Raw genomic sequence first — 24660 nt, 5'->3', positions numbered from 1 at the left:
TTGCCTGTAACAGTTTTCTCTCCAACCCATGGAAACGCACGACTGCGACAGGAGAACTACTTCGGTGGGCAGGCCCGCGGGGGTCACACTGTCCGGCAAGTGGGACGGCGAGCGGGGATCGACAGAACCGATTCGGGCGAGTACGTTTTCCTGTCAGTTACTCGTAGATATTTTTAAAATAGAGCTGCTGATACTACCGTCTGGGTATGAACTGGTCTAGACGCAGCGTGCTCAGGACCGGGCTCGCGACGGGGGCCGGAATCGCCGGTGTCACGGCGATCGGGACAGGTGCCACACAGTCGGCCGAAGGCGGTGACGTGCTGTGGGAATTCGATAGCGGCGGTCGGAGTTCCTCGGCCACAGTCGTCGACGGCACCGTCTACGTTGGTAGTGTCCGAAACGGAATCTACGCGCTCGACGCCGACAGCGGTGACGAACTGTGGAACGTCGAAGTGAACTCGATGGAGAGCTTCCCGACGCCGTCGGTCGTCGACGGGACTGTCTACGTCGGTGCGAGCTCCGAGATAGTCGCGCTGCACGCCGACAGCGGAACCGAACAGTGGCGGGCCAACAGCGGCGGCAGCATCTTTTACGCCCCGACCGTCGCCGACGGGACAGTCGTCGTCGGCAACGATGGACCGCTGGTCGCACTCTCGGCGGCGGACGGCGAAGAGCAGTGGCGAGTCGGCGATAGCGGAGCGGGCGGATGGACGAGCCCAACCGTCGTGGACGGCACCGTCTACGCCGGAAACGGCGACGAGACGGTCACTGCCGTCGACATCGAGAGCGGCGACCGGCAGTGGGCGGTCGAGGCCGGTGGCTCCTCTGCACCGACTGTCGCCGACGACACTGTCTACGTAGGCGACGAAGACGGCGTGGTCTACGCCCTCGAGGCGGACAGCGGTGACGAACGCTGGCGTGTCGAAACCGGCGAGCGAATTCAGGCACCGGCGACCGTCGCCGACGGGACCGTGTACATCGGGACCACCGAGGGCACCCTGTACGCAATCGACGACGGCGAGCAGCAGTGGCGCTTCGAGATGGGTGGAGGGACGTACGCAGGTCCGACCGTGGCAGGCGGTACTGTCTATCTCGGGGGTGGCGACACCGTCTACGCCGTGGACGCCGATAGCGGCGACGAACAGTGGTCGACAGCGGCCGAGGGGGCAGACGTTCCGTCGCCGACAGTGGTCGACGGGACCGTCTACGTCGGGAGCACGTCGGGGACGATATTCGCGCTCGCGGCCGACCACGAGCGCTCCAGTGCGGACTCGCGGGTCGAACTGGGGACCGACGGTCACCACCACGTCTGGGCGGAGGCTGCCGGAGCGCAGTCGACGACGAGCGCCGAGAACACCCCGACCGCAGCCCCTGACACGCACACAGCGGATACGGTGGCAGACGACAGCGACGACGCCACGGAGACGTCAGGCGGTAGCGGCCCGGGCTTCGGTATCGGTGGGGCCGTGACGGCACTCGCCAGCGGAGTGGTCGCCGCTCGACGCCTCGTCTCCGACGATTGACCGGCCAGGAAACCAGCCACCGGAGAGCGTCCAGAAGAACTGCAGGCCTACGCTACCAGTCGTCTCTTCCGGACCGCCCACGCCCCGTCCTCGCCCTCGACGATAGCGTCGAACAGCGACGCGAGTGCGTCGACGGTCTGTGTGTCATGGGCAGTGGGGTCAATATGGAAGCGCGCCCTGGCGTCGGCCGCGTAGAGGTGGCCGGTGAGCGCGTTGAGGAACTCGTAGGCCGTCTCCGTGTCCACGTGCCGGAGCAACACGGTCAGCGAGTCGAAACAGACGACGGCGTCGTCGTGGGTCGAGAGCGCCTGGCTGAGCGTGATACCCAGCCCGGTGAGGTCGTCCGGCGTCGACACCGTCTTGACCGTCACGCCGTCGGGCGCCTCGGTCGGCATATCGCCGACGGCGATGACCGACAGCGACCCAGCGGCGCCGTCCGCCCGGAACTGTTCGACACAGGCTGCCGGCGGGGTGGTGTAGGTGACCCAGAGCACCATCGTCTCCGGTGTCGTCGCCGAGAGCAGGTCGACACAGCGTTCCCCTTGCTCCATCGGCGGCGTACACACCAGCGCCGTAGTGGCGTCACCAACGGCCGCACGGAGTGTGCTCATCGAGTGGTCGCTCGGCGCCCATCGTCAAAACAGCTTCCCTCGCCTCGCCCGTCACTCCACCGGCGAGACGGTGAACTCGCCGGGTTCGTCGACCAGCGCGGCGACCCGGTCGCGGGCCTCCGGGACCGAGGTCGCGAGGACGACCAGCCCGTCGACCGAGCCGGCGCCACTCGCCCGATAGGCCCGCAGGTCGCCCTCGAAGTCGGCCGCGTAGGTCCGCAAAATCGCACGCACGTCAGCCTCAAGCTCCGACAGCGAGCAGTCCCCAGCCTCGAAGGCCGCGAGGGCGTCTTCGACGTTTCTGAGAGCGCTAATTCGGTCCATCAGGTGGTTCGGAGGTGGTCGGTGCGGGGTTCGTACACCTCGCCGCGCTGTTTGAGCTTCTCGATCTCGTGTTCGGCCTTGGACTCGTCGATACCGACCTCCTCGGCGCGCTCGACGACGACGTCGATGGGCGCGCCCTCGTCGTACTCGTCCTCGATGTCGTTGATGATGCCGCGGATGTTCTGGATGCGGTCACGCTGTGTCTTCGACGTGCCCGTCTCGACCACGTCGGCGTCGAACTCGCCGGTTTCGGGGTCGACACCGATCTCTTTCAGGCAGTAGTGGGCGATCTCGACTGCGCGGTCGGCGTCTGACTCCTCGACGGTGTCGGAGAGACGGATGCGAGCCGACGCCTCCGCCAGCCGGACGAGCGCCTCCAGCTTCCGGGCGGTGACCGGCACCGGCGCGTCCTCGTCCTGGCCTTTCATCCGCAGCTCCACGTAGAAGTCCTCGATACGCGTTTTGGCCTCCTCGGTCATCGTCGGGAAACAGTTTCGCTTCGAGTAGGCGATGTACTTCCGCAGGAGTTCGGGCTCGATGGTCGGGGCCACCTCGTCGGTGACGGTGTCGACCTCCTCCTCGGTGTAGTTCGAGGTCGGGTTGTTGGTCCGGTGGGTGTGGAGCTCGCCCGCGTAGTTGGTCTGGACGATGTGCTCGGCGAGGTCCCGGTCTTTCTCCTCGTCGGGCTTGTCGGTGACCGTGAAGATGAGGTCGAACCGCGAGATGAGGGCGGGTTCGAGGTCTATCTGCTCGCCGATGGGTTCGTACTGGTCGAAGCGGCCGTACTTGGGGTTTGCCGCGCCCAGCAGCGAACAGCGGCTCTTGAGCGTGGCGTTGATACCCGCTTTGGAGACGCTGATGCGCTGTTGCTCGAGGGCCTCGTGCATCGCCGAGCGGTCCTCCGGGCTCATCTTGTCCAACTCGTCGACGGCGGCGATACCCTGATCCGCGAGAACGAGCGCGCCGGCTTCGAGGGTCCACTGCTGGCCGTCGCCGAAGTCGTCGCGAACCGCCGCAGCGGTGTTGTGGGTCACGAGACCGTTCCCGACGAAGTTGTGTGTTTCTGGGACCGTCAGATCGAACACCTCCTGCTCACCGACATCTGTCACCTCGACAACGCGGTCCCATCGGAGGTCGGCCTCGACAGCCTCGCGCACCGGCGCTTCGGTATCGCCGAGGTCGACGTGGTCGAGTATCTCCCGTGCACGCTCCCGCCCAGGATTGTCGCCGCGAGAGATATTCGAGTGGTACTCACCGCCAGCCCCGTCGGTCGCCATCAGCGCCGAACCGACCGGGACCGTCTCCCCGCGACGGGCCACATCAGCAGTAATCTGCTGTAGCGCGCGCTGCTTTGCCTCGATATCGAACCCTATCTCCACTGCGTACCGGTCGATATCGGCTCCGTATAATTCGACAAAGTGTTGGACGTGTTTGGACTCGATGGTTTGCCCGTCGTCGAGCTCGTACGTCCCGCGGCGGTCGCGTTCACGACGACGTGCGCGGATGCCATACGTTTCCAGAATCAACTGCAACTGTTCGGCCAGCGTCTCGCTGATGGTGGAGGTGAGAACGCTCGAACCGCCGTTTTCGCGGACAGAGACGGAGCCGTCAGCGTCCATCAGTCCGCGAACGAAGGCATCTGCGTGCGCCGCAGTCGTCAGTTCGGGTGCCAGTTGGAGATCGGCTTTCGGCGTCTCCATCCCAGCGTTCGAAAAGAGCCGTGCGATAGTCGCACTGCCGACTCGGATACAGGAGACACGACCCTCTTGACGCTCGATATCGGGCCGCTTGTCGAATTTCGCGGCGAAGATATCCTGTGCACGCTCTAAGAGTTCCTCGTCTCCGTTAGAGATTCGAACCATGCCACGGTTGCCGCCACGCCGATCCAGCGAGATGTCGCCATCGCCGAAGACGAGACCGAGCAAGTACATCAGGTCGTCATCGAACGTCTCAGGGACGGCTATACTGTCGCCGTGGCGGACCATGAGCCGGTCGAAATCGACATCCGTGCGGGACAGCTCGACGGCATCCAGAATCGTATCGAGCTTCGAGAGCGGGACGTGGCGGTTTCTGAGAGAGTCATAAATGAAGTCTTCCGAAAGGTCGAGAGCCGACGCAGCGGCTCGCAAGTGCCCGAATCGGTCACAAAGCGCCTCTCGAAGTCGTTCGACCGACGCGTCGGCGAGTTTGACTTTCTCGGTCGTAAGTTCCAGGAATTCCCGGACAGATACTTCTTCTCGGTCGAATTCCCCGTATTTCGGAACGGCGACGTGCTGTCCCGGTTCGAGGTCGGCTACCGTGACCCACACCAGTCCGTCCTCACCACACGTCAGCACCGGCGTGTTCTCGGAAGCCGTAAGCGACTTTCCGTGAGCAGTTTCGATGTTCCAGCATGGTTTTTTCGGCATTCGCCAGACGTGTGAGGACTGGCGCTCGGTAACTGAACCCGACTCCCGGTCGAATGTCTGTAGCCCAATACTCTTCGGTGCGCGTGCCTCTTCGGCGACCGGTTCGGGATGTGCCTCTACCGCGAGGTCGCGTATCTTGCGGAACCCATCTTCGGTATGAATTCGGGTGTCACCGGTCACGCACAGACCCGCGCTCGAAGAGCCCTTGCCCGAGGTGTAGACGGAACGGGGCGCGATTTGTTCGATGTATGACAACATCTGCGAGTTGTGCGAGACGACGCCGTTCGAGACGTAGTTGTGCGTGCCTTCTATTTCGAGGTCGTAGACCCACTCCTCATCCGGTTCGACCGGTTCGATAGATTCGATACGGTCGCAGTCTGCAACAACTGTTCCGCCATCGGCAGCGACCGACGGTTTTGACGAAGCTACGGTCTCACTTGGGGCGGTTGCTACCGAATCACCTTCGCGCAATTCGCTCGCTTTGACAGCGCTGAAACGCCCACCAGACTGCACGAACAGCGGATGCGACGGTGTAACCTCGACCTCTCGGCCGGTCGCGGTCCGAATCCGGTACAGCTGGTCGGGCGCTTCGCGTTTCCAGACTTTCGTCGCCCGCTGTGTGGCAATCGTCCCGTCGTCTTGAAGCGATGGAACCTCGAAGTCGACGGCGTCCCACACGCCGTCGTCGACCGGTTTTGGCTCATCGAGGTTCGATTCGACGATATCTTGAATCGGCACGTCTCGGCCGTCGGCCAGCGTTACCCGAGTATCTCCACTGACGCATTTCCCCGTACCCGGGTCCCCTATCAGGAGCATATGGAGGTCCCCACGTATACGCGAGCCGTCAGGAAGCTCCTTTGTCACCCCGGAGAACAGCTGGAGCATCATCGCGAGCTTCTCCTTCTCGTAGCCGTAGATGGAGGGCGCGATGGCCCCGACCATCTGGTCGTAGATGTCGGACTCGTTGGAGAGCTCGACGATTTCTTTCTTGTCGGCGTCGGTGATGTCCATGTCCTCGAACTGCTCGTCCTCGATGACGATGCTGACACCGTCCATGTAGATGTCGAACATCGGGGACTTGTCCTGGTCGCTCCCCTGCTGGTCGAGCTTGAGGATGCCGGTCGCGCGGACGTGGTCGCCCGCGGTCACCGTGCCGGTGATGTCGTCCTCGACGTTGATGTCGATAGACTGTGGCGTCTCCCCGCCCCGCAGGCCTTCGGGTGACTCCTGGACCCGAATCTTCTGGGCGTCGATGAACTGCGACTGGTCGGTGTTGAGCCGGAAGGGGCCCTGTCGCTCACAGCCCTGGCACTCGTGGGGTTCCTGGAAGTCGCCGGCGGTCTGGGGGATACGCGAGAGGGTACCACAGCGCTGGCACTCGAAGGCCGCCTCGGTCACCTTCGGCCGCACGTCCGTGGCCTTGCGGACGATGCCCTGCACGGAGATGAGGTTGCCGTGGTGTTCGTGGCGGATTTCCCGGATGTCCTCGGACTCGGGGAGATTGCGCACCCGGACGTGGGCCTGGCCCAGCGAGACGTCGACCGGCAGGTCGTACAGTCGAAGGGCCTCCTCGGCGAACTCCTGTAGCTGGCTGGGCTTCGTACGGTAGTCGTCGGCCAGGTCCTGGTCGAAGCGGTAGAGGTCGTCCCAGTCGATGTACAGCGACTTCTGGTCGTTGGGGTACTTCTGGGCGAGCTCACCGATCTCGTTGCGGTAGTAGTTGCGATAGAACTCCTCGAAGCGGTCGATGAGCTCGGTGTTCTCGGCAGTCGCCATCTGAGTGTACAGGGTTTGTGCGGCCCCGCGTAAGAAGGTTCGTGTAGCGTGGTGGAAGTGGTGTGGTGGGTCCGAGTTTCGAGGCGGTTAGCTTAGCAGCGATTGCTACTGAGAGCCAGAAAGCCCCACCCATGCCGGCTGGCCAACCGGCTACGGGAGGCTTTCTGGCTGTTCGCAGTCCTACCGAAACATCGCCGATATCGTCAACCGCTCACGGCTGCAGAATCCGTAGCAGCACACCAGCCCGCTAGTCACTCGGTGGCCGCCCCCACCGCCGATTCTGCCGGCCCGTCGGTCAGGTACCACGCCGCCACGTTGACCGTGACGCCGAGGACGAACAGCCCCCAGGTCGCCCACCACGACTGGTACCAGAGCACGTCCATCATCACGACGGGCCCTTTCACCACCGGCCAGAGCGGTTCGATTCGCGTCGAGACGTCGGGCGCCGACAGCATATCGGCGAAGACGTGTGCGACACCCGTGACGAAGACGGTGATGACGCCGATGCCTGTCGCGCGCTCCTGGGCCGCCGCGTAGAACCACGTCGGGTCCGTGCGCTCCCCGATACGGGCAAACACCAGCCCGACCAGCGGCCCGAGGAGCACCGCGAATGCCGTGGCGGCCAGCACCGTGTGGAGGACCCCGTGATGGTGAATCCCGGGGACCCAGACCGAAAGCGGGAGGTCGATATCCGGGAGCATCCCGAACCAGAACCCGCCGGCGACGACCAGCGCCGCGGTCCGCCGGTGGTCGACGAAGTACCAGACGGGCGCGAGCCAGAGCAGCGCCATCCCGAGGTGGCCGAGGACGTCTACCATGGTCTCGTCGAGGGGCTGGAGTCGGAAACGTGTTGTCTATAAGATATGTTTCGGCGGTCGCTGGTCTGTCGGTCTAGCGTCGCTACCGGTGGTGAATCCCAAGTGGGAACGCCCCGAACGTACCGCACGCCAACTGCTCACTCAGTCAACCGGGACGTTCATCGGTGTCAAAGGTGACGGCGCTGCCCACTACTGGGATAGCTACGAGCGCGCCGTGGCTGTGGTACCGCGAGACGGGTGTTCTGTTGAGGCCGTCTGGAACGGGTGTCAGTGGCGCAGTGATTATCCGCAAGGTCGTGCGTAGAAGATTCAGTTCGGTTCTGAGGAGCGTAGAACAGCCCCAGACCGATACTGTATGCCCAACTCTGTGGCCCGATGGCGGCGACGACGAGCGCCCCACCCGCCAACGCGATGTCAGGAACTGGTCATCTCGGTCGCGCCGGAGGCCCTCCTCAGGGTGGCTAGTACTGACCGACTGAGCCGTATTCCGGACAGTCGCCGGGTGCTCAGACGCGACGATTCACGCGCTCCGCTCATGAACTACAGCATAACTCAGGCTCTGTATCGGTCACGCCCTTCCAGGCATTCACTATGGAATCGAAGAAGGTGCCGTGAGTACAGGAAATACAGGATAACGATAACGAGCAGTGCCGACGCTTATTCGACGATGACAGCGCCTTTCATCCCGACCCCTTTGTGCGGGAGACAGGAATAGAGATACTGCCCCGTCTCATCGAAGGTGTGTTCGAAGGTGCTATCTGGTTCATGCGTCACTTCGCCGGAGTCGATGTCAGCCTCGTCGAATGAGACGTTGTGCCCACCGCCATCGCCGGTCCACTCCCACCGGACGGTCGAGCCAGTGCTAATACGGAGGACAGGCGGATCGAAGGCAAAAGTCCCCCCGTTGCCTTCAGCACCGACACGTACAGTGGCGGTGTTGGCCTCGGTTCGATCGGTGACCGTTCCGTCGAAGTTGCCAGCGTTCGCCATCCAGTTATCGACGGCCTCGTATCCCGTCGTCGGCGGTTCAGTGACGATGACTGCCCCTCGCATCCCATCATCGTGTTCACTGACGAACGCGTACTCGCCGGTCTCCTCGAAGAAGTACTCGTAGACCGTCCCAGCTTGGGCGTTCGAGTTCCCACTGTCGAAGGTCCCATCTAGCGCAACGACGTTGTGTTGGCCGCCGTGGCCGGTCCAATCCCACTCGACTGTTGTGTTCGGTGATATCTCAATAACTGTCGGCGAAAAGGCGAACCCAGCGTCCGTCTCCTCGCCCACATAGATAGTGGGCTGTTCTGCCGGTCCGTACCGACGTGTGTCGCCGTCGTAGCCGTTGGCATCCTCAAGCCATGTGTCAAGGTTCTCAGGCGGCGTCTTTTCCGGTGTGGGGGTTGGGGTCTCCCCATCTTCAGATGTAGTTCCGGCAGAGAGACAGCCGGCAGTAGCAGTGATTCCAGTTAGTGCGGTACCCAGCAGGAATTCGCGACGGTTGGAGGGTCGTTGCATTGCGGGAGTTAATTGGACAGGGTGCTGGCTAAAACATTCCACCACTTTCCAGATTTTGGAAATCGGACCGTATTAATTAGTATATCCGTGGAATAGCACAAGCCGAGTAGTCACCATATCCCCCCTCCCACGACCGTTAGATTCACCAGACACAAGCGACAGCACCTGGAACGAAACTGTCCACTGCCGCGCTCAGGAGGCCCCCGTGAGTGAAGATGAAGTCGACGACCAAGCTGTATTCGAAGTGCTAGCGGACCCCGACTGTCGCGAAATCCTCGCGGCTGTCGAGGAGCCACTGCCCGCCAAAGATATCGCGGCAATATGTGACCTTCCACAGACCAGCACGTACCGCAAACTGCAGCAGCTTAGTGGTGCGGGGTTAGTGGCCGAGGAGACGGAAGTGCGTACTGACGGGCATCATGCCACTATGTATGTCCGCAACACGACCGGCATCTTTGTTCCACTTCAGGGAGAAAGTGCCTTCGATGTCGAGCGGTTGCACCCTCGAAAGTCCGCGGATGAGCGGTTAGCGCTCTTGTGGTCACGTATTCGTGAGGAATTATGAACAGCCCAATCTCTCCAATCGTCATCGGACTCAAAACTGTGACGCTCCTGCTCGGGGGACTTATTACCTACTTCGCTGCCAAAGCCGCGATGAAGACAGGTTCCCGGGCACTGAGATACCTCGCCGTCGGTTTCGGTACAATTACTTTCGGGTCATTGTTGGCTGGCCTCGCAGACCAATTGTTCGCCTTCTCGACGGTCATGTCGTTGATTTTTGAAAACGCCGTCACTGCTGCCGGATTTACCATTATCGCGTACTCGCTGTACGTCGCCGACCGGAGTACGCTACTCGGCCGGTAGCCCTGTATTCGCCTATTCGGCAGGCACATCATCTACGCGCGGCCTAACGTCCCCGTGGTCTACACCGACGGTGGCGACGATCTCCGCTATCGCGGCGCCACTATCGACGTCAAGACCGTCGGTTGCCATCGCACCGACCCCGACCTCACCGTCGACGCCTACGACCGGCTCCGTGCGGACTACTACGTCCTGGCCACCCGCGTCGGTCCGAGCGACGTGCGGCTACTGGGCTACGCTCCGAGGCAGTTCGTGCGAACGCACCGACGCGGACACGAGGGACGGCCGTATCATCTGGTCGAGCAGGCGTATCTGTTCCCGGTAATGAGATTGTGATTGAACGCTCATTTATCTACGACTGAGTGCCGGCCGATGCATGGGAGAAGACTCAGTCGCTACTGTTCGTACACGGGGCTATGGACCCGTCCGTGGGTCCAATTGGGAGGTCAAGTTCGAGTCGCGGTCGGATGGCAGCTAAGAGCGAACCGGGACGATGCCAACTCGCGAATCTATGGTCCTGCTCACACGGGAAAGCATACGCCGAGCGGAGCGAGGCGTTTCACCGGACGCGAGTGAAACGAGCGTCCGGCAGTTTTCCCCAAGTTTTTGCAAGGAGTGGTGCCCGCAGCGAGCCGAAGGCTCGCGAGGACACCCGACGCCGTAAAAAGTGGGATGGGATCGCCCAGATTTGAACTAGGGGCATGGGCACCCAAGGCCCAAAGGTTACCAAGCTACCCCACGATCCCGTATCACAATCTGTGCCCGTCACCGAGTAAAGGGTTTCGTTGCGCCCGGGCCCGTGTCACGCCGGAGCAAGGCCCCAGAAGTACGCGATGCCCAGCGTCGTCACGACGGCAAATATCGCCTGCAGCGGCGCGCCGACCTTCAAGTAGTCGGTAAAGCGGTAGCCGCCGGGGCCGTAGACGAGCAGATTGGTCTGATACCCCACGGGCGTCATGAAGGCCGTCGAGGCGGCGAAGGTCACGGCGAGCACGAACGCGAATGCGTTAGCGCCCAGTTGACCGGCGGCCTCGACGGCGACGGGAATCATCAACACCACAGAGGCGTTGTTCGAGATGATGTTGGTCAGGAGGGCGGTGACGACGTACATCAGTCCGAGCACCAGAATCGCGGGCAGGCCGGGCGCGGCCAGCACGAACAGGTCGGCGATGAGGTCGGCGCCGCCGGTCTCCTGCAGGGCGATGCCGAGCGGGATGACGCCAGCCAGCAGGAAGATGACGTCCCACTGGACGGCGTCGTACAGCTCCTGGGGGCGGAGACAGCCCGAAAGCACCATCGCGAGCGCGCCGGCGAGCGCGGAGACGACGATGTGGACCTGCGTGAGCGCGGCGACGCCGACGACAGCGGCGACGATGCCGATGGCGACGGGAATCTTCGACTTGCGGTAGTCTGGGCGTTCGACCTCCTGGGCGACGATGAAATCGCGGCTCACGTCGAGGCGGTCGATAGAGTCGACGGTGGCCTGCACCAGCAGCGTGTCCCCGACCTTCAGCCGGATACGGTCCATCCGCTGGCGGAACAGTTCGCGGCCGCGCCGCAGCGCAAGCACCGTGGCGTCGTAGCGCTGGCGGAAGTTCGAGGAGACCAGCGTCTCGGCGACGAGGGCGGAGCCGGGGGCGACGACGAGTTCGATGAGGTTCTGCTGGTCGCTGGCCTGTTCGAGCTCGTCGTCGTCGACCTCGACGTCGGGGACGACGTCCAGCCCGTCCAGGTCGAGCAGTTCGACGAGCGTGTCCCGGTCAGTCCGGATGGCGAAGACGTCGCCCGCGCGTATCGTCTTCTGGTCGAGCGGTTCGAGGAAAGTCCGCCCGTCGCGGACCAGCTGGACGACGTCGACGTCGAGGTCGGTCTCGGCCAGGGCCTCCCGGACCGTCTGGCCGATGATAGGCGAGTCCTCGCGGACGACGACCTCGGCGAGGTAGTCGGCCATCTCGAACTCCTCGGTGAGGTCCTTGCGGGGCTGGATGCGCCCGGGGACGAGCCACCGGCCGACCGTCAGCAGGTAGACGGTGCCGACGATGGTGACGACGATGCCGAGCTGGGTGAACTCGAACATACTGAAGGGACGGCCCAGCAGCTCCGCCGACAGCTGCGAGGCGAGGATGTTCGTCGAGGTGCCGATGAGCGTGAGCATTCCGCCGAACATCGAGGCATATGAGAGTGGCAGGAGCAGCTTCGACGGCGAAATATTGCCTTCGTGCGCGATATCGGTCACCATCGGGAGCAGGATAGCGACCGCGGCGGTGTTGTTGATGAACCCGGAGATAGGACCCACCAGCCCGATTGTCGCCCCCAGTTGTTTCGTCTCGCTGTCGCCGGTCAGAGAGGTGAGTTTCGCGCCCAGCAACTGGACGATACCGGTCCGCTGGACGCCGTCCGAGAGGATGAACATGGCGAGAACGGTAATCGTCGCCGTCGAGGCAAAGCCGGACAGTCCCTGGGCCAGCGGCGAGATGTCGTCCCCGGGCTGGTGGAGGACGTACAGCGGCTCCGCCAGCAGATTCAGGTCGACGAAGGTGGCCGTCACCGGCTCGACCGAAAGCAGTGCCACCATCACGGCGATAGCGGTCACGTCGACGGGGACGAGCTCGGTCGCAAAGAGCACGAGCGCCGCGAGTATCAGCGCGAAGACGAACGCCATCGCGGGCGTAATCGGAGGCAGCGACACAGTTGCCTGGTCGACGGGAGCGAGCAAAAACGTGGGGATTGCGGGGGCTACCTCTCCAGGTCGGAAAGCAGCGAGTCGTAGCTCCGGGCGAACACCGGCTGTTGCTTGATGGAGGTGCCGGCGACCTTGAACACCGGGATGGCCAGCGGGCCGTCGGCGCCCTCGACGACGACGCCGTCGGTGGCCGTCTCGTCGCTCCACTCGGCGTCGAGCTCCCGGACGAGCACCTCGCCGAAGTAGCTGCCCAGCTCCGTGGACACGCTGGTGAACACGCGGTCGTCGAAGGAGTCGTCGCTGCCAAAGTCGGCGTCGTCGAACCGGTCGTCGTCCCACTCCGCGCTGACCAGCGCGTCGAGTCGCTCCAGCGAGTCGGGGGAGTAGTCGAGGTCGTACTCCGTCCAGAACGAGACGAGTTCCTCGGCCGATTCCGCGTAGGTCGCGCGGAGGCCGTCGCCGTCTGTCGGGTCCGAGCCGTCGGCTGGCTCCTCGCCCCGGTCGTCGGACGGCGCGTCGGCAGCGGCGTCGGCGGACCCGGATTCGGACGAGCCCGCCGGGGGCCGTCTGCCGCCGAGGGGGCGTCGGCCACCGTCGGTCCCGCTCCGGCGGTCTCGTCGTCGAACAGCGACTCCGAGGGGTCGGGTGCGTCGACGGTCTGTGGCTGTGACTCTGAGGAGTCTGCCGGGCTCTCCGGGTCGGCAGGCCCGTCCGCTGGCGTCGCGTCGGCGCCAGTGTCGTCCGCCGCTGTCCCCGGCTCCGCCTCCTCGATGAGCGAGTCAGTGCCTTCCTCTTCCATGACGCGCCCGACGGCCTCGCGGGCGGCCTCGCTCAGGGACGAGTCGGCCGACGCCGGGTCGGGAACGTCGGTCCCCGTGTCCGCCGTCTCGCCGGCCGGTTCGTCGTCCGCTGTCTCGTCGGCCGATTCGTCGTCACTCCATGCCTCGGCGGCCGGTTCGTCCGCTGTCTCGGCGGTCGCGTCGTCACTCGGTGTCTCGGTGGCCGGTTCGTCGTCGGCTGTCTCGGCGGTCACGTCGTCACTCGGTGTCTCGGTGGCCGGTTCGTCGTCGGCTGTCTCGGCGGTCGCGTCGTCACTCGGTGTCTCGGCGGTTGCGTCGTCACTCGGTGTCTCGGCGGTTGCGTCGTCACTCGGTGTCTCGGCGGTCAGTTCCTCGCCCAGGTCCTCGGCGGTCTGGTCGTCCGTCAGCGGCTCGCCGTCGGCCGGGTCCGCGGTCGCCGATTCGTCCTCGGCAGCGCCAGTGTCTGTCGGCTGGTCCGTCCCCGCGTCCGGGGCGGCGACTGGTTCGGCACCGTCGAGCCCGACCTCGACGGCGGCCCGGTCGGCGACAGCGGCGAACACCGCACCCGTGGTTATCGAGCGTTCCGCCACGTCGAAGACGGCGACGGTGGTGGTGCCGTCGGGCCCGGAGACGGTGACTCCCCAGTCCGGGTTCTGTGTCCACTCGCCGTCGTAGGCCCGGACGAGCACCTCACCGAGATAGCAGCCGAATCGAACCGTATCGGTGGCGTAGACCCCCGGTGTGTCAGAGGTCGCGAGGTCCTCGTCGTAGCCAGCGTCGATAGCGTCGTCGAACTGTTCCAGCGAGGCGAGCGAGAAATCGAGGACGTCGACTTCGCCGGCGACACCGGACGCCCGTTCGCGGAGCGCGGCCTCATCGAAGTCGTGCGTGTCGATTACGTCAGGCTGTGTCGCCACGTCGTCGTCGGTGTCGTCGGCGTCACTGGCGTCGCTGGCGTCGCCGCCGCCGACCACGCGCCGGATACTATCGAACAGCCCCATGCACACCGCAAGACTGTGTGACTACAAGAAGGTGGGGGCCCGAATATCAGTGCTCGTCACGCAGCTCCATCTCGGCGACGATGTCGTACGGGTCCGTTCCCTTCCGAATCCCGTCGAGCAGCTGGAACGACTCGTCGGGCGCCAGGAAGTGTCTGGTTACGGCGCGACCCAGCGGCGTCGGTTCCAGGCCGTCGATAAAGTCGTACTCGAGCAGCTTGCCCAGCGCGTGTTTCGTGGGCACCTCGCCGACCATCCGGTCGTTGAGCCGCTTTGCGGCGTTCCCGGCAACGGTGACGTTCGCGAGCGTCTCCTCGACGGCCGCGCCCTCGTCGTAGCGGGTGATGACGGGCTCCATCTCCCCCTTCAACAGTTTGAACGCCACCTCGTCCTCGGTCATCTCCATGCTGTTGTGGTAGGTGCAGTCGGGTTCGACGAGGACGTAGACGGTCCCCTTGTCGTGGTAGTCGGGCCGACCGGCCCGGCCCAGCATCTGGCTGAACTCCTGGACGGTGAGCCACTCGATACCCATCGCCAGCGAGTCGAAGACGACCTGCGAGGCCGGGAAGTCGACCCCGGCGGCCAGGGCGGCCGTGGTGACGACCGCCGCCAGCTCCTGGTCGGCGAACTGCTTCTCGACGCGCTTGCGCTTGCGGTTGTCCAGTCCGGCGTGGTAGGGGGCGGAGTCGTAGTGCAGCTTCCGGGATATCTGGTGACAGCGCCGCCGGGAGTTGGTGAAGATGATGGTCTGGCCCCGATACCCCTTGCTCGATTTCGAGTCGAAGGCCCGCTTGACCAGCTTCTTCTCGGTCTCTATCTTCTCGCGGCCGTCGGCGAAGGTGACGTGGCGTTCGATAGGGACCGGACGCTCCTCGAACTCGATGAGTTTCGCCCGGAGCTTCTTGGCCAACTGGGAGGGGTTGCCGACCGTCGCCGAGAGGTATATCCACTGGGTGTCGGTGTCGGCCTCTTCGCAGTAGTATTTCAGCCGCGAAATCAGGCCGTCCAGTCGGTGGCCCCGTTCGTCCTCGCCCAGCGTGTGGACCTCGTCGATGACCACTGTGCCGACGTTGCCGAGGTCCTTGCCGGTCCGGAGCGCGTGGTCGATTCCTTCGTAGGTACCGACGATGATGTCCGCGCCTGGGTCGAACCGGCCGCCCTCGTCGGCGATGCGGCTCGCGCCCACGCGCAGTGAGACCTCGACCATGTCGCCGTAGCGGTCCTTGAAATCGTTGTACTTCTGGTTGGCCAGGGCGACCAGCGGCACGAGAAAGAGCATCTTGCCCTCCCCGTTGAGCACCCTGTCCAGCCCGGCCATCTCGCCGACCAGCGTCTTCCCGGTCGCAGTCGCAGAGACGACGAGCTGGTCTTCGCCATCGGTCGCGCCGTGTTCGACAGCCAGACTCTGGACGGGCAGCAGGGTATCGAACCGGGATTCCAGGTGGTCCTGGATGCCCGGATGGAGCCCCAGCGAGTCCACGCTGACGGGGTCGACGTTCTCGGTGGTCGCGGAGATCTCGTCGAACTTGGTGAGGTCGGGGTCCAGCTGGCCCGAAAGCAAGTTCGTGATGCGGTCCAGGTCCTGGACCTCGAGCAGCAGCTCCTCCAGCCGCTCGCGGGCGTCGCCCGTGATGGCGCCGTCGAACGCGAGCTGGCGGTCAAGCTCCTGGCTCGCACACTCCGGGCAGATGGACTCCCCGTCGGCCTCGATGGCCGTCTCGCTCGTAATCGGCGAGTATCGCCCCGCCGAGGCGCAAAACCGGCAGGTCCGGACGACCTTCGCCTCCAGCTGGTAGCCGTCGAGCATCTCTTTGATGCGGTCGCGGGCCCTCGCGGACGTCTGCTGGGAGATGCGGATGCGGGTCGCACGCCGGGCCAGTTCGACGAACTGGTCTGGCGAGCGCAGCTGCTCGCCGGAGCCGTCCTCGATGCGGAGCCGTCGGGGGCGTGGCCCCGCGTCCGTTTCCTTCAGTTCGAGGACCCCGCGAAAGAGCCGCGAGCCGTCGCGCTGGCCGACGACGCGGACGTCCTCGCCGTGTTCGTGGAGGAACAGCGTCTCGACCTTCCCAGCCTGCTTCGACACGGGCGTGACTACGCTCGGGGAGCTACTTTACTGGCTCGGCATCGACCACTCGCCTAGGTGTCAGACAATCAACTTTTATTGGTCGGGCGAGAAGGTGAGCTATGCGTAGTTCTCCACTGCTAGCTGTGAGACGAGAGGCTCCCGAGGAGGCGGGCCGATGGACGAGATAACGACGCTCTTCGTCTCACCGGACACCACCGCCGCCACGTCGCCCCTCCGGGAGCTCGTCAGCGACACCGACATCAGCGTCGTCTGTAAGACGACGGTCGAGGCGGCCAAGGCGTTCATCGCGGACAACATCGTCGACTGCGTGGTCACGGCCTACGACCTCCCCGACGGGACGGGCATCGACGTTATTACCCACCTCCGGGAGACGGCCCCCGACACCGGGGCGATTCTCGTGGCCGACGCCTCCCTGGACCAGGTCACCGACGAGGCCAGTCCCGGGCTGGTGCTGGAGTTCGTTCCCGGCGACCAGCCGGCGACGGGGAGCCGAGTCGTCCAGCTCGTCAAGAGCACGGCGGAAAACCGGAGCCAGACGGCCTATCCCGTTCCGCCAAGCGAAACGGAGCGACTCGAAGTGCTGGAGTCCTACAAGCTGGACGACGAGCGATTGGTCAGGGCGGTCGAACGCGTCAGCGACCTCGCGGCCGACCACTTCGAGACCCCGTACAGTTCCGTAGCCATCCTCACCGAACGGACCCAGGAAATTCTGGCCTGTACTGGCACCTCGTGGGACCGGACCCCGCGCGAGGGGTCGGTGTGTACCTACACGATTCTGCACGACGGCGTCTCTGTCGTGGAAGACACCCTGACCGACCCGCGGTTCGAGGCGACTATCGACGCCGACGACGGTGAGATCCGCTTCTACGCGGGGGCGACAATCAACACGAGCGAGGGGTACCCCGTCGGGACGGTGTGTATCTACGACGAGGAGCCCCGCGAGTTCACGGAGTCCGACCGCCAGTACCTTTCGCTGCTGGCGGCCGACGTGATGGACTGGCTGGAGGTGGTTCGCCGCCCCAGGGGGGTCGAGGCTCCCAGCGGAGGTGTGACGTGACCGCGAACCGGCCCGGGATACGCTTCGGGTTCCCGGCGCCCCTGCTCCCAGACGGCGTCGCGCCCGGCACCAACATCCTCGTGTCGGGGGCGACAGCGTCCGGTGCTCGGTCGGTCGCCCTGGGACTGACGGCTGTCGAGAGCTACCGCAACGAGAGCCAGCTCCTGCTGTCGGCGGACGTCTGCGGCCGTGAACTGCTCGAGGAGGCCGACATGGTGACCGATACCCTGGACCCGAGCCGGACCGCCGTCATCGACTGTTCGGGGACGGCAGACGAGGACCACCGGTTCGACCAGCTCGCCGCACCAATCGACGGCCCCGGTGACCTCATCGCCATCGAGACCGAGTTCGGAACGCTCTACGAGAAACTCCGTCAGAGCGGCTACGCGCGGATTCGTATCGGCGTCTTCTCTATCTCGTCGCTGCTCGCCCACTCGGACCTCCAGACCGTCTCCCGGTTCGTCCACATGCTGACGGGGCGAGTCATCGGGACCGGCGACCTAGGGGTGTTTCACATCGATAGCTCGCTGCACCCGGACGTCGCGGTCGACGTCTTCGAGCACTTCTGTGACCTGCGCGTCGAGGTCCGCCGGACAGACGAGGGCGAGGTGCAAGTGCGTACCGGTGCTCCCGGAGCCGAACTGGACGAGTGGCACTCGGTCAATCCGCTCACGACCAGCAGTCCGCAGCGCCGCTCGTAGCGGCGCTGGCACACCGGCCTTATCACCGTTGCCCGCCAATGGCGGGTATGCGACGGTTCCGTATCGGGAGCGCCTTCGGTATCCCCATCCAGCTCGACCTGACCTTTCTGCTCGTCCTGCCCCTGTTCGCGTGGATCATCGCGAGCCAGGTCGAGCAGACGGCGGACCTGCTGAACAGGTCACTCGGTACCGGGCTGGACCCCGCGCTCCTGAGCGACGGGAGTCTCGTCTGGGTGCTGGGTATCGTCGCCGCCGTCGGCCTCTTTACCGGCGTCGTCCTCCACGAGCTGGGTCACTCGCTGGTGGCGATACGCTACGGCTTCCCCATCGAGTCCATTACGCTGTGGCTCTTCGGCGGCGTCGCCCAGCTCACCGAGATGCCCGAAGACTGGAAACAGGAACTCGCTATCGCCGTCGCCGGTCCCATCGTCAGCGTCGGGCTCGGCGTGCTATCGTACGTTGCCTTCTTAGTCCTGCCGGGCACGGAGTCGACCGTCGTCGAGTCCGCTCGCTTCGTCTTCGCCTATCTCGCGCTCATGAACGTCGCGCTGGCGATATTCAACATGCTCCCGGGATTCCCCATGGACGGCGGGCGCGTGCTGCGGGCGCTGCTGGCCCGCACCCGGCCGTACGCGCGAGCGACGCAGATCGCCGCGGAGGTCGGCAAGGTCTTTGCCATCATGCTTGGCCTCTTTGGCCTCTTTGTCGCGGGCAACATCTTCCTCGCCGGACTGGCCTTCTTCATCTACATCGGCGCCGCGGGGGAGGCCCGCGAGACGTCGATGCGGGCCGACCTCGAGGGGGTCCAGGTCCGGGACGTGATGACGCCGGCGGACCACGTCACCACGGTCACGCCAGACGTGTCGGTCCGTGAGCTCATCGGGACGATGTTCCGCGAGCGCCACACCGGCTACCCCGTCGAGGTCAACGGCGAGGTCGTCGGCCTGGTCACGCTGGAAGACGCCCGCGCAGTCAAGGAGGTCGAACGCGACGCCTACACCGTCGGCGACGTGATGACCACCGAACTGGTCACCGTCGAGCCCAATCTGGACGTGATGGACGCGCTGAACGAACTGCAGGACAACTCCGTCGGGCGGCTGGTCGTCACCGACGCCGACGGCGAGTTCCGGGGGCTACTCACCCGCTCTGACATCATGACCGCGCTCTCAATCCTGCGCTCCAGCGAGGAGAGTGGCCTCGGCGCGAGCCGGCTCCGGACGGAGTCCTAGCACGCAGTGAAGACCGATTTCCACTCGTGAGCGCTGTAGCGAACGGCCGGAACGCCCCGCTAGCAGCAGCCAGTGTCACCGGCACCGCCAACCGCCGGAAAGCCCCGGCTGGCTAGACTCGGGGGACTCGCTGCGCTCCTCGTCGTTCGAGATACTCACTCCTGCGGTGCTTGCATCGTCCGCCTTCGTCTAGCCAGCCGCCCCTTTCAGTCCCACCCAGCGCTGTTTGACCAACCGGGTACGGGTGGGACTGAAAGGGGCCGCGTTCTCGACGAAGCACGACGACGTCGCCGGAAGACGCGTAGCGTCTTCCGAGATGATGAAAATCGCGGAGCGATTTTCAGATCACAAGCACTGGAACGACGAACGTAGTGAGGAGTGAAGCGCACAGCGAGTCGCGCGAGTCGAGAACGCGGGGGCTTTCTGGCGGTTCGCAGTGTCGTGGTCAGTCGTTGCTATGTCGTACCGTTCGAGCGTCCCGAGCCAGTCACCACGAGAACGGCGACTGGATGGGGGAAGGTCCTTATTCCCGACGGCCGCAGATGTACGCATGATAGACGAAACAGTCAGGGAGATAGAGGAGATGCAGACCCAGAGCTCCTCTATCGTGGCCGTCAAGGCCGCCCAGGCGCTGCGCGAGCTGACCGAGCGGGAGTGCCACACCGTCGAGGACTTCAACCGCGTCGTCGAGCGCAACTCCTCGGCGCTCCAGCGGGCCAACCGCTCTCACGCCCCCCTCTATACGACCCAGCACCGCATCGTCGAGGCCGTCACGGAGTCCGACGCCGACAGCGTCGAGGAGGCGAAAGATGCGCTGGTCGAGGCCATCGAGGACGTGGTCGAGGAGGTCGAATCGAGCAAGCAGCGCGCCGCCGAGCGCGCCGCCGAACTCGTCGACGACGGCGACGTCCTGCTGACCCACGAGAACTCCTCGACCGTGATGGCGACCTTCGACGAGGTAGTGGGTGCGGGCAAGGAAGTCGAGGCGTTCGTCACCGAGTCCCGGCCCCGCTTTCTGGGCCGGAAGACCGCCCGACAGCTCGCAGAGCGCGACGGCGTCAGTGCGACGCTCATCACCGACGGCGCCGCCGGTCACTACCTGGAAGAAGTCGACCGCGTGCTCGTCGGGATGAACTGCGTCATCGACGACGTGGTGTACAACCGCATCGGTACCCACTCGGTCGTCGCCTCGGCGGCCAGCCACGACGTCCCCGTCACGGTCGTGGGGTCGTCCTCGAAGTTCATCGGCAGCGGCTTTACCTTCGAGAACACCTTCCGCCCGGCCAGCGAGGTCATGCTCGAACCCGCCGAGGGGTTCGAGGTCGCGAACCCCGGCTACGACGCGACGCCGACGCGGCTCATCGACTCGGTCGTCACCGAGAACGCCGTCATGGAGTTCTGAGCGGCGCCACTACAGCGTCCGAAAGACGCGAATCGTGTCCCGGTCGGTCGGCTCGCGGATTAGTTGCGCCAGTCCCAGTTCGGAGAAGACGTCTTTCCAGTTGCGGTGATAGAGCGGGAACTCGTCGTCGACGTAGCTCACCGCGGTCTCGCCTCGGCCACGCTGTGGGCTGTTGCCTTCGTTCTCGGCGGTAATGAGGAGGTCGCCCGTTATCCGTGCCAGTTCCTCAAACACCCACACGTCGTCGGGGTGGATGTGCTGGAGCGTCTCGACGGTGTACACCACGTCGAAGGCGTCGTCGTCGAACTCCCCGACGAGGTCCTCTATCGCCCCGGCGTGGAACGTCCCGGTCTCGTCGAGCCGGGGGTACTGCTCGGCCAGCACGTCGAAGGCGTCCTCGTTGATGTCGATGCCGGTGAGATTCTCGTAGCCCTGCCGTCGGAGCTGTTCGAGGTGCCGGCCGGAGCCACAGCCGACCTCCAGGATTGCGGCGTCGTCGGTGACGTAGTGGCCCAGCACGTCACGGAGCGTCTCGCTGACCTCGTTGGGTCCGATGTCGGCGTAGTACTCCGGGGAGTACTTGCCCGACCGTTCGGCCCAGTCCCGACGGACGTCCTCAGGGTCCATATCGTCAGGGAGGGGGCTGTGGATGAAAGCGGTGGCGGTTGCGGCGGCGAACGGCTCATGTCGACGGCGCGAGAAGGCGGGGTATGGAGTTCGGCGTGACCGTCGGCGACTCGCTGGACCGCCTCGAAGCGACCGCCGCGGGCTTTGCGTTCGCTGAGTTCGGGCTGAGCGAGGCGCTGGATATCCCAGAGTCGCTCGACGACGAGCGACTCGACGCGGCACTTTCAGACCGGGACCTCGTCGTCCACCTCCCGTTCAAACAGGACGTGGCGACGCCGGTGGCCGAAATCAACGACGCCATCGTCGCCTACCAGGAGCGGCTGCTGGAGTGGGCGAGCGACCGGGGCGCCCGCAAAGCGGTACTGCACGCGACAGTGAGAGACCCCTACGACACCGGGCTTCGTGAGACGGCCGCCGAGCAGCTGTCACGCATCGTCGCGGCGGGCGAGGCCCGCGGCGTGGAGGTCGTCGTCGAGAACGTCGGCCACCAGCGCCACGGGCTCCAGCTCTCCGTGCTCGGCGAGCTGGCCGAGGACGTGGGCGCCTCGGTCTGTTTCGACGTGGGCCACGCGTACATGGAGGCCGGCAACGACGGCATCAAGCGCTTTTGCAAGTACCACGGCGACCTCGTCTCGCACCTGCACGTCCACGACGTGCGCGGCCGTGGCGACACCCACATGCCACTGGGCGCGGGCGAGGTCGACGGCGACGTCGTCGGGCAGTATCTCGACGGCTTCGACGGCACCGTCGCCGTCGAGGTGTTCACCGACGACGTGGCGCTCTTACACGACAGTGCCGACCGTGCGGCGGCATGGTTCGGCGAGACGACCTAGAGGCGTCGGCCCTCGGGAGCCACCTCGCGCTCCGCTTCGCTTCGAGGTCGGCTCGCTGCGCCGACCTCGCTACTGCTTCGCGGGTCACTGCGTTCCCCGCTCCGCCTCGAGGCGCCTCACTCCGTTCGGCGCCTCGCTACTCCGGTGTCTCGTAGTCGCCGCCGTAGCGCATGAAGACGTACGTCATCCCCAGCGTCGCGGCCATCACGACCGTGGTCGCGACGCCTAGCGTCTTCGCGCTGTCCGGCAGCCGTGGGACGCCGTCACCACCGCCCCCACCACCGCCACCGTCCCCGCCGCTGGCCGTCGGGTAGTCGGTGCCGACGACGACCGACGCCTTCATACCCAGGCTCTCGTGTGGCTCACAGACGTAGTTATAGATGCCGTCTTCCTCGAAGGTGTACTCGTAGGTTTCCCCCTCGGTCTCGACGGGTTCCCCCGAATCCAGCGGGTCCTCGCCCTCGGAGACGACGTTGTGGCCGCCGCCCTCGCCGGTCCACTCCCAGACGACCGTCGCCCCGTTGTCGACGTGGACCGCCGGCGGGTCGAAAGCGAAGGCGCCGCCGTTGCCCTGGGCGCCGACCGCCACCGAGACCTGGTCCTCTCCCCGGGCGTCGGTGACGCTGCCGTCGAAGTTCCCCACGTCGTCGAGGAAGCCGCCGAAGTCCGGCGGGCCGGCGTCACCGCCACCGCCGTCGCCGCCGGCCTCGGTACCGGTCTCGTTGCCGGCCTCGCCGCCGGTCTCGTTGCCACCCTCCGTGGGCGTCGCTTCCTGTGCGGCCGCGGTACCCGTGGCTGCGGTCGCCGTCGTCCCCGCGGTGCCCAGCATGAACGCCCGACGGGAGACGGTCGTACTACGAGATGCCATACGGTTCAGTAGGGCACCGACTGCCCTGTATATATTGGATAAGTTACTATTTCGGCTGGTAGTGTTTACCCGACGGGCGGCGTATCGAAGCGCGGCCGTCAGTCCGCACTCGGCCGTGCCTCGATGATAGTGACCATGCCGAGAAAGAGCGTCTCGCTCTCGTGGACGGTCAGCTCCGTCTCCTCGAAGTGTGCGAGCGGGTCCTGGGTCCACCTGCAGCCGTGTTGCTCGTAGTGGGCGTCGGCGCGCCAATCCTGGAACCGGCCGAGGAGTTCGACGTCGCTGCGACCGTGTTCGAACAGTAGGACACGGCCCGCTGGCCGGCAGACCCGCGCCATCTCCGACAGCGCCGCGACCGGGTCGGGGAAGGTACACGTCGAGAGCGCCGATATCACCGTATCGAAGCTGTCGTCAGGGAACTCCAGGTCCTGGGCGTCCATCCGATACACCGTCCCGCCCCGGCGGAGCGCGTCGAGTTCAGCCCGCGCCGACTCGACCATCTCCGCGCTGACGTCGACGCCGACCAGTTGGGCGGTGGGCGGTAGATACCGGAAGTTCGTCCCGGTCCCGCAGGCGACGTCGAGCACGCGGCCGCGCGCGTCGGCGAAGGCTCGCTTCCGGAGCGGGCCGCTGAACAGCCGGTTGGCCCAGTCCCAGCGTTCGTACTGGTCGGCCATGTCGTCATAGAGGTCGGCGATGTCTCCCGTGGACATCGAGCGAGCGTCGGCCGCGTGGCTGTCCGCCGAGTCGATCGCGTTCGAGGAGCTGGTTCGGGACATCGTTGTGCGTGGGGATTATGCGTATCTCCGTCGACCGACGGCATATATCCTGTCCACGTGATACGACGGTGACCACTGGCACCTACAGCGGCTATCGAGACCGCTGGAAGTTCGATGTCGAATACTGACGCTTTGTCTCCAGAACGACACAGACTGACGAAGGCCTATCCCGCCTCGTCGCAAACGGGTGATAGTGTCAGAAAACTATCTAGTCACACGGCGCAGAATCATGCGATTGAGCGTAGCAACGGCCGCTGGCTCCCTGCTCGCCGGGTGTATGCGCAGCCCTGGCGGTGGCGGTCCAGGCGGCGGTCCCGGGGGCGGCGGTGGTGCCGACGACGACGGGACTGACGGCGGAGGTGACGGCGTTACAATCGACCCGGGAACCACTATCGAGTTCAGCGCACAGACCAGTCACTGGGAAGGCCTGGCGCCGGCGCCAATCGAAGGCACAGAGAATCCAACGCTGGTCCTGCAGGAGGGCGAAGAGTACACCATCGGCTGGACGGAAAGCGACGGCGGCAGCCACAACATCGAGATTCGAAACGAAAACGACGAGATTGTCGGTGACCTGTCGACCCCAGTGGTCTCCGAACCCGACGAGGCCCAGCTGCTGACTCTCACGGCGAGCAGTGAGATGGCCCAGTACGTCTGTGCCCCCCACGCGACGACGATGCGGGGTGACCTGCAGTTCGAATGAGGGAGAGTGGAATCGGGGAGCGCCGCCGCTATCCCACACAGGCCCCAGTTCGCAGTTCCCCACCCGG

The 24660-nt window shown here is 65.0% G+C and carries 23 protein-coding genes and 1 tRNA gene; 12 read left to right on the top strand and 12 right to left on the bottom strand.

Annotated elements, in window-relative coordinates; translation table 11 throughout:
• The first annotated feature begins 206 nt into the window (after window positions 1-206).
• Window positions 207-1523 (top strand): outer membrane protein assembly factor BamB family protein, encoded by a 1317-nt coding sequence (locus tag P1K32_RS08475; RefSeq protein ID WP_276249310.1) that lies wholly within the window; start codon window positions 207-209, stop codon window positions 1521-1523.
• Window positions 1524-1570: 47 nt separating this feature from the next.
• Here the strand turns inward: P1K32_RS08475 and P1K32_RS08470 are convergent, their stop codons facing one another.
• The 5 genes from P1K32_RS08470 to P1K32_RS08450 form a co-directional block, all read right to left on the bottom strand.
• Complete coding sequence (locus P1K32_RS08470; protein ID WP_276249309.1) at window positions 1571-2134, bottom strand: DUF7504 family protein; 564 nt, start codon at window positions 2132-2134, stop codon at window positions 1571-1573.
• 51 nt (window positions 2135-2185) lie between these two features.
• A complete protein-coding gene (locus tag P1K32_RS08465; RefSeq protein ID WP_276249308.1) occupies window positions 2186-2458 on the bottom strand; it encodes a DUF7854 family protein in 273 nt (90 codons plus the stop codon).
• A complete protein-coding gene (locus P1K32_RS08460) occupies window positions 2458-6642 on the bottom strand; it encodes an LAGLIDADG family homing endonuclease (protein WP_276249307.1) in 4185 nt (1394 codons plus the stop codon). The genes P1K32_RS08465 and P1K32_RS08460 overlap by 1 nt, the downstream gene beginning before the upstream one ends.
• A gap of 251 nt (window positions 6643-6893) precedes the next feature.
• Window positions 6894-7460 carry a metal-dependent hydrolase gene (locus P1K32_RS08455; RefSeq protein ID WP_276249306.1) on the bottom strand — a complete coding sequence of 189 codons (567 nt, stop codon included), beginning with the start codon at window positions 7458-7460 and terminating at the stop codon, window positions 6894-6896.
• 657 nt (window positions 7461-8117) lie between these two features.
• Window positions 8118-8969, bottom strand: coding sequence for a halocyanin domain-containing protein (locus tag P1K32_RS08450; protein ID WP_276249305.1), 852 nt, complete (start codon window positions 8967-8969; stop codon window positions 8118-8120).
• Between the two features lie 205 nt (window positions 8970-9174).
• Here P1K32_RS08450 and P1K32_RS08445 point away from each other — a divergent pair, with 205 nt between their 5' ends.
• From P1K32_RS08445 to P1K32_RS08435, 3 genes are read left to right on the top strand one after another with little or no spacing between them, the layout of a single operon-like run.
• Window positions 9175-9534, top strand: a complete 360-nt coding sequence (locus P1K32_RS08445) for a helix-turn-helix domain-containing protein (RefSeq protein ID WP_276249304.1) — start codon at window positions 9175-9177, stop codon at window positions 9532-9534.
• Window positions 9531-9833 (top strand): DUF7521 family protein, encoded by a 303-nt coding sequence (locus P1K32_RS08440; RefSeq protein ID WP_276249303.1) that lies wholly within the window; start codon window positions 9531-9533, stop codon window positions 9831-9833. The genes P1K32_RS08445 and P1K32_RS08440 overlap by 4 nt, the downstream gene beginning before the upstream one ends.
• A gap of 54 nt (window positions 9834-9887) precedes the next feature.
• Complete coding sequence (locus P1K32_RS08435) at window positions 9888-10166, top strand: hypothetical protein (protein WP_276249302.1); 279 nt, start codon at window positions 9888-9890, stop codon at window positions 10164-10166.
• A gap of 337 nt (window positions 10167-10503) precedes the next feature.
• On the opposite strand, the gene P1K32_RS08430 is transcribed toward P1K32_RS08435, so the two are convergent.
• From P1K32_RS08430 to P1K32_RS08420, 3 genes are all read right to left on the bottom strand, one after another.
• Window positions 10504-10576: transfer RNA gene (locus P1K32_RS08430), tRNA-Pro, on the bottom strand.
• Between the two features lie 56 nt (window positions 10577-10632).
• Window positions 10633-12492, bottom strand: a complete 1860-nt coding sequence (locus tag P1K32_RS08425) for an SLC13 family permease (protein WP_276252179.1) — start codon at window positions 12490-12492, stop codon at window positions 10633-10635.
• Window positions 12493-12566: 74 nt separating this feature from the next.
• Window positions 12567-12791: a hypothetical protein gene (locus P1K32_RS08420; RefSeq protein ID WP_276249301.1), complete on the bottom strand. Its 225-nt coding sequence runs from the start codon at window positions 12789-12791 to the stop codon at window positions 12567-12569.
• A gap of 519 nt (window positions 12792-13310) precedes the next feature.
• On the opposite strand from P1K32_RS08420, the gene P1K32_RS08415 reads away from it, so the two are divergent.
• Window positions 13311-13988 carry a hypothetical protein gene (locus P1K32_RS08415; protein WP_276249300.1) on the top strand — a complete coding sequence of 226 codons (678 nt, stop codon included), beginning with the start codon at window positions 13311-13313 and terminating at the stop codon, window positions 13986-13988.
• A gap of 209 nt (window positions 13989-14197) precedes the next feature.
• Window positions 14198-14335 carry a hypothetical protein gene (locus tag P1K32_RS08410; protein WP_276249299.1) on the top strand — a complete coding sequence of 46 codons (138 nt, stop codon included), beginning with the start codon at window positions 14198-14200 and terminating at the stop codon, window positions 14333-14335.
• A gap of 25 nt (window positions 14336-14360) precedes the next feature.
• Here the strand turns inward: P1K32_RS08410 and P1K32_RS08405 are convergent, their stop codons facing one another.
• Window positions 14361-16394 (bottom strand): DEAD/DEAH box helicase, encoded by a 2034-nt coding sequence (locus tag P1K32_RS08405; protein ID WP_276249298.1) that lies wholly within the window; start codon window positions 16392-16394, stop codon window positions 14361-14363.
• Window positions 16395-16551: 157 nt separating this feature from the next.
• On the opposite strand from P1K32_RS08405, the gene P1K32_RS08400 reads away from it, so the two are divergent.
• The 4 genes from P1K32_RS08400 (at window position 16552) to P1K32_RS08385 (ending at window position 20786) form a co-directional block, all read left to right on the top strand.
• Entirely contained in the window at window positions 16552-17454 is a 903-nt protein-coding gene (locus P1K32_RS08400; RefSeq protein ID WP_276249297.1) for a GAF domain-containing protein, read from the top strand.
• Window positions 17451-18155, top strand: a complete 705-nt coding sequence (locus tag P1K32_RS08395; RefSeq protein WP_276249296.1) for a DUF7504 family protein — start codon at window positions 17451-17453, stop codon at window positions 18153-18155. The genes P1K32_RS08400 and P1K32_RS08395 overlap by 4 nt, the downstream gene beginning before the upstream one ends.
• A gap of 47 nt (window positions 18156-18202) precedes the next feature.
• Window positions 18203-19384 (top strand): site-2 protease family protein, encoded by a 1182-nt coding sequence (locus P1K32_RS08390; RefSeq protein WP_276249295.1) that lies wholly within the window; start codon window positions 18203-18205, stop codon window positions 19382-19384.
• 550 nt (window positions 19385-19934) lie between these two features.
• Complete coding sequence (locus tag P1K32_RS08385) at window positions 19935-20786, top strand: eIF2B alpha/beta/delta subunit family protein (protein ID WP_276249294.1); 852 nt, start codon at window positions 19935-19937, stop codon at window positions 20784-20786.
• A gap of 9 nt (window positions 20787-20795) precedes the next feature.
• Here the strand turns inward: P1K32_RS08385 and P1K32_RS08380 are convergent, their stop codons facing one another.
• Window positions 20796-21413, bottom strand: a complete 618-nt coding sequence (locus tag P1K32_RS08380; protein ID WP_276249293.1) for a class I SAM-dependent methyltransferase — start codon at window positions 21411-21413, stop codon at window positions 20796-20798.
• 83 nt (window positions 21414-21496) lie between these two features.
• Here P1K32_RS08380 and P1K32_RS08375 point away from each other — a divergent pair, with 83 nt between their 5' ends.
• Window positions 21497-22246, top strand: coding sequence for a sugar phosphate isomerase/epimerase family protein (locus tag P1K32_RS08375; RefSeq protein ID WP_276249292.1), 750 nt, complete (start codon window positions 21497-21499; stop codon window positions 22244-22246).
• A gap of 136 nt (window positions 22247-22382) precedes the next feature.
• Here P1K32_RS08375 and P1K32_RS08370 read toward each other — a convergent pair whose 3' ends face one another.
• Complete coding sequence (locus tag P1K32_RS08370; RefSeq protein ID WP_276249291.1) at window positions 22383-23114, bottom strand: halocyanin domain-containing protein; 732 nt, start codon at window positions 23112-23114, stop codon at window positions 22383-22385.
• 98 nt (window positions 23115-23212) lie between these two features.
• The gene (locus tag P1K32_RS08365) at window positions 23213-23893 is read right to left on the bottom strand and encodes a class I SAM-dependent methyltransferase (RefSeq protein WP_276249290.1); all 681 of its coding nucleotides are present in this window, start codon (window positions 23891-23893) and stop codon (window positions 23213-23215) included.
• Between the two features lie 229 nt (window positions 23894-24122).
• Between P1K32_RS08365 and P1K32_RS08360 the strand changes: the two genes are divergently transcribed.
• Window positions 24123-24593 (top strand): plastocyanin/azurin family copper-binding protein, encoded by a 471-nt coding sequence (locus P1K32_RS08360; RefSeq protein ID WP_419181045.1) that lies wholly within the window; start codon window positions 24123-24125, stop codon window positions 24591-24593.
• Window positions 24594-24660 lie beyond the last annotated feature (67 nt).

The sequence above is a fragment of the Haloarcula rara genome (assembly GCF_029338235.1).
Classification (GTDB): Archaea; Halobacteriota; Halobacteria; order Halobacteriales; family Haloarculaceae; genus Haloarcula; species Haloarcula rara.
The sequence above is the reverse complement of the archived record's forward strand: the minus strand, read 5'-3'. Positions and strand labels throughout refer to the sequence as shown.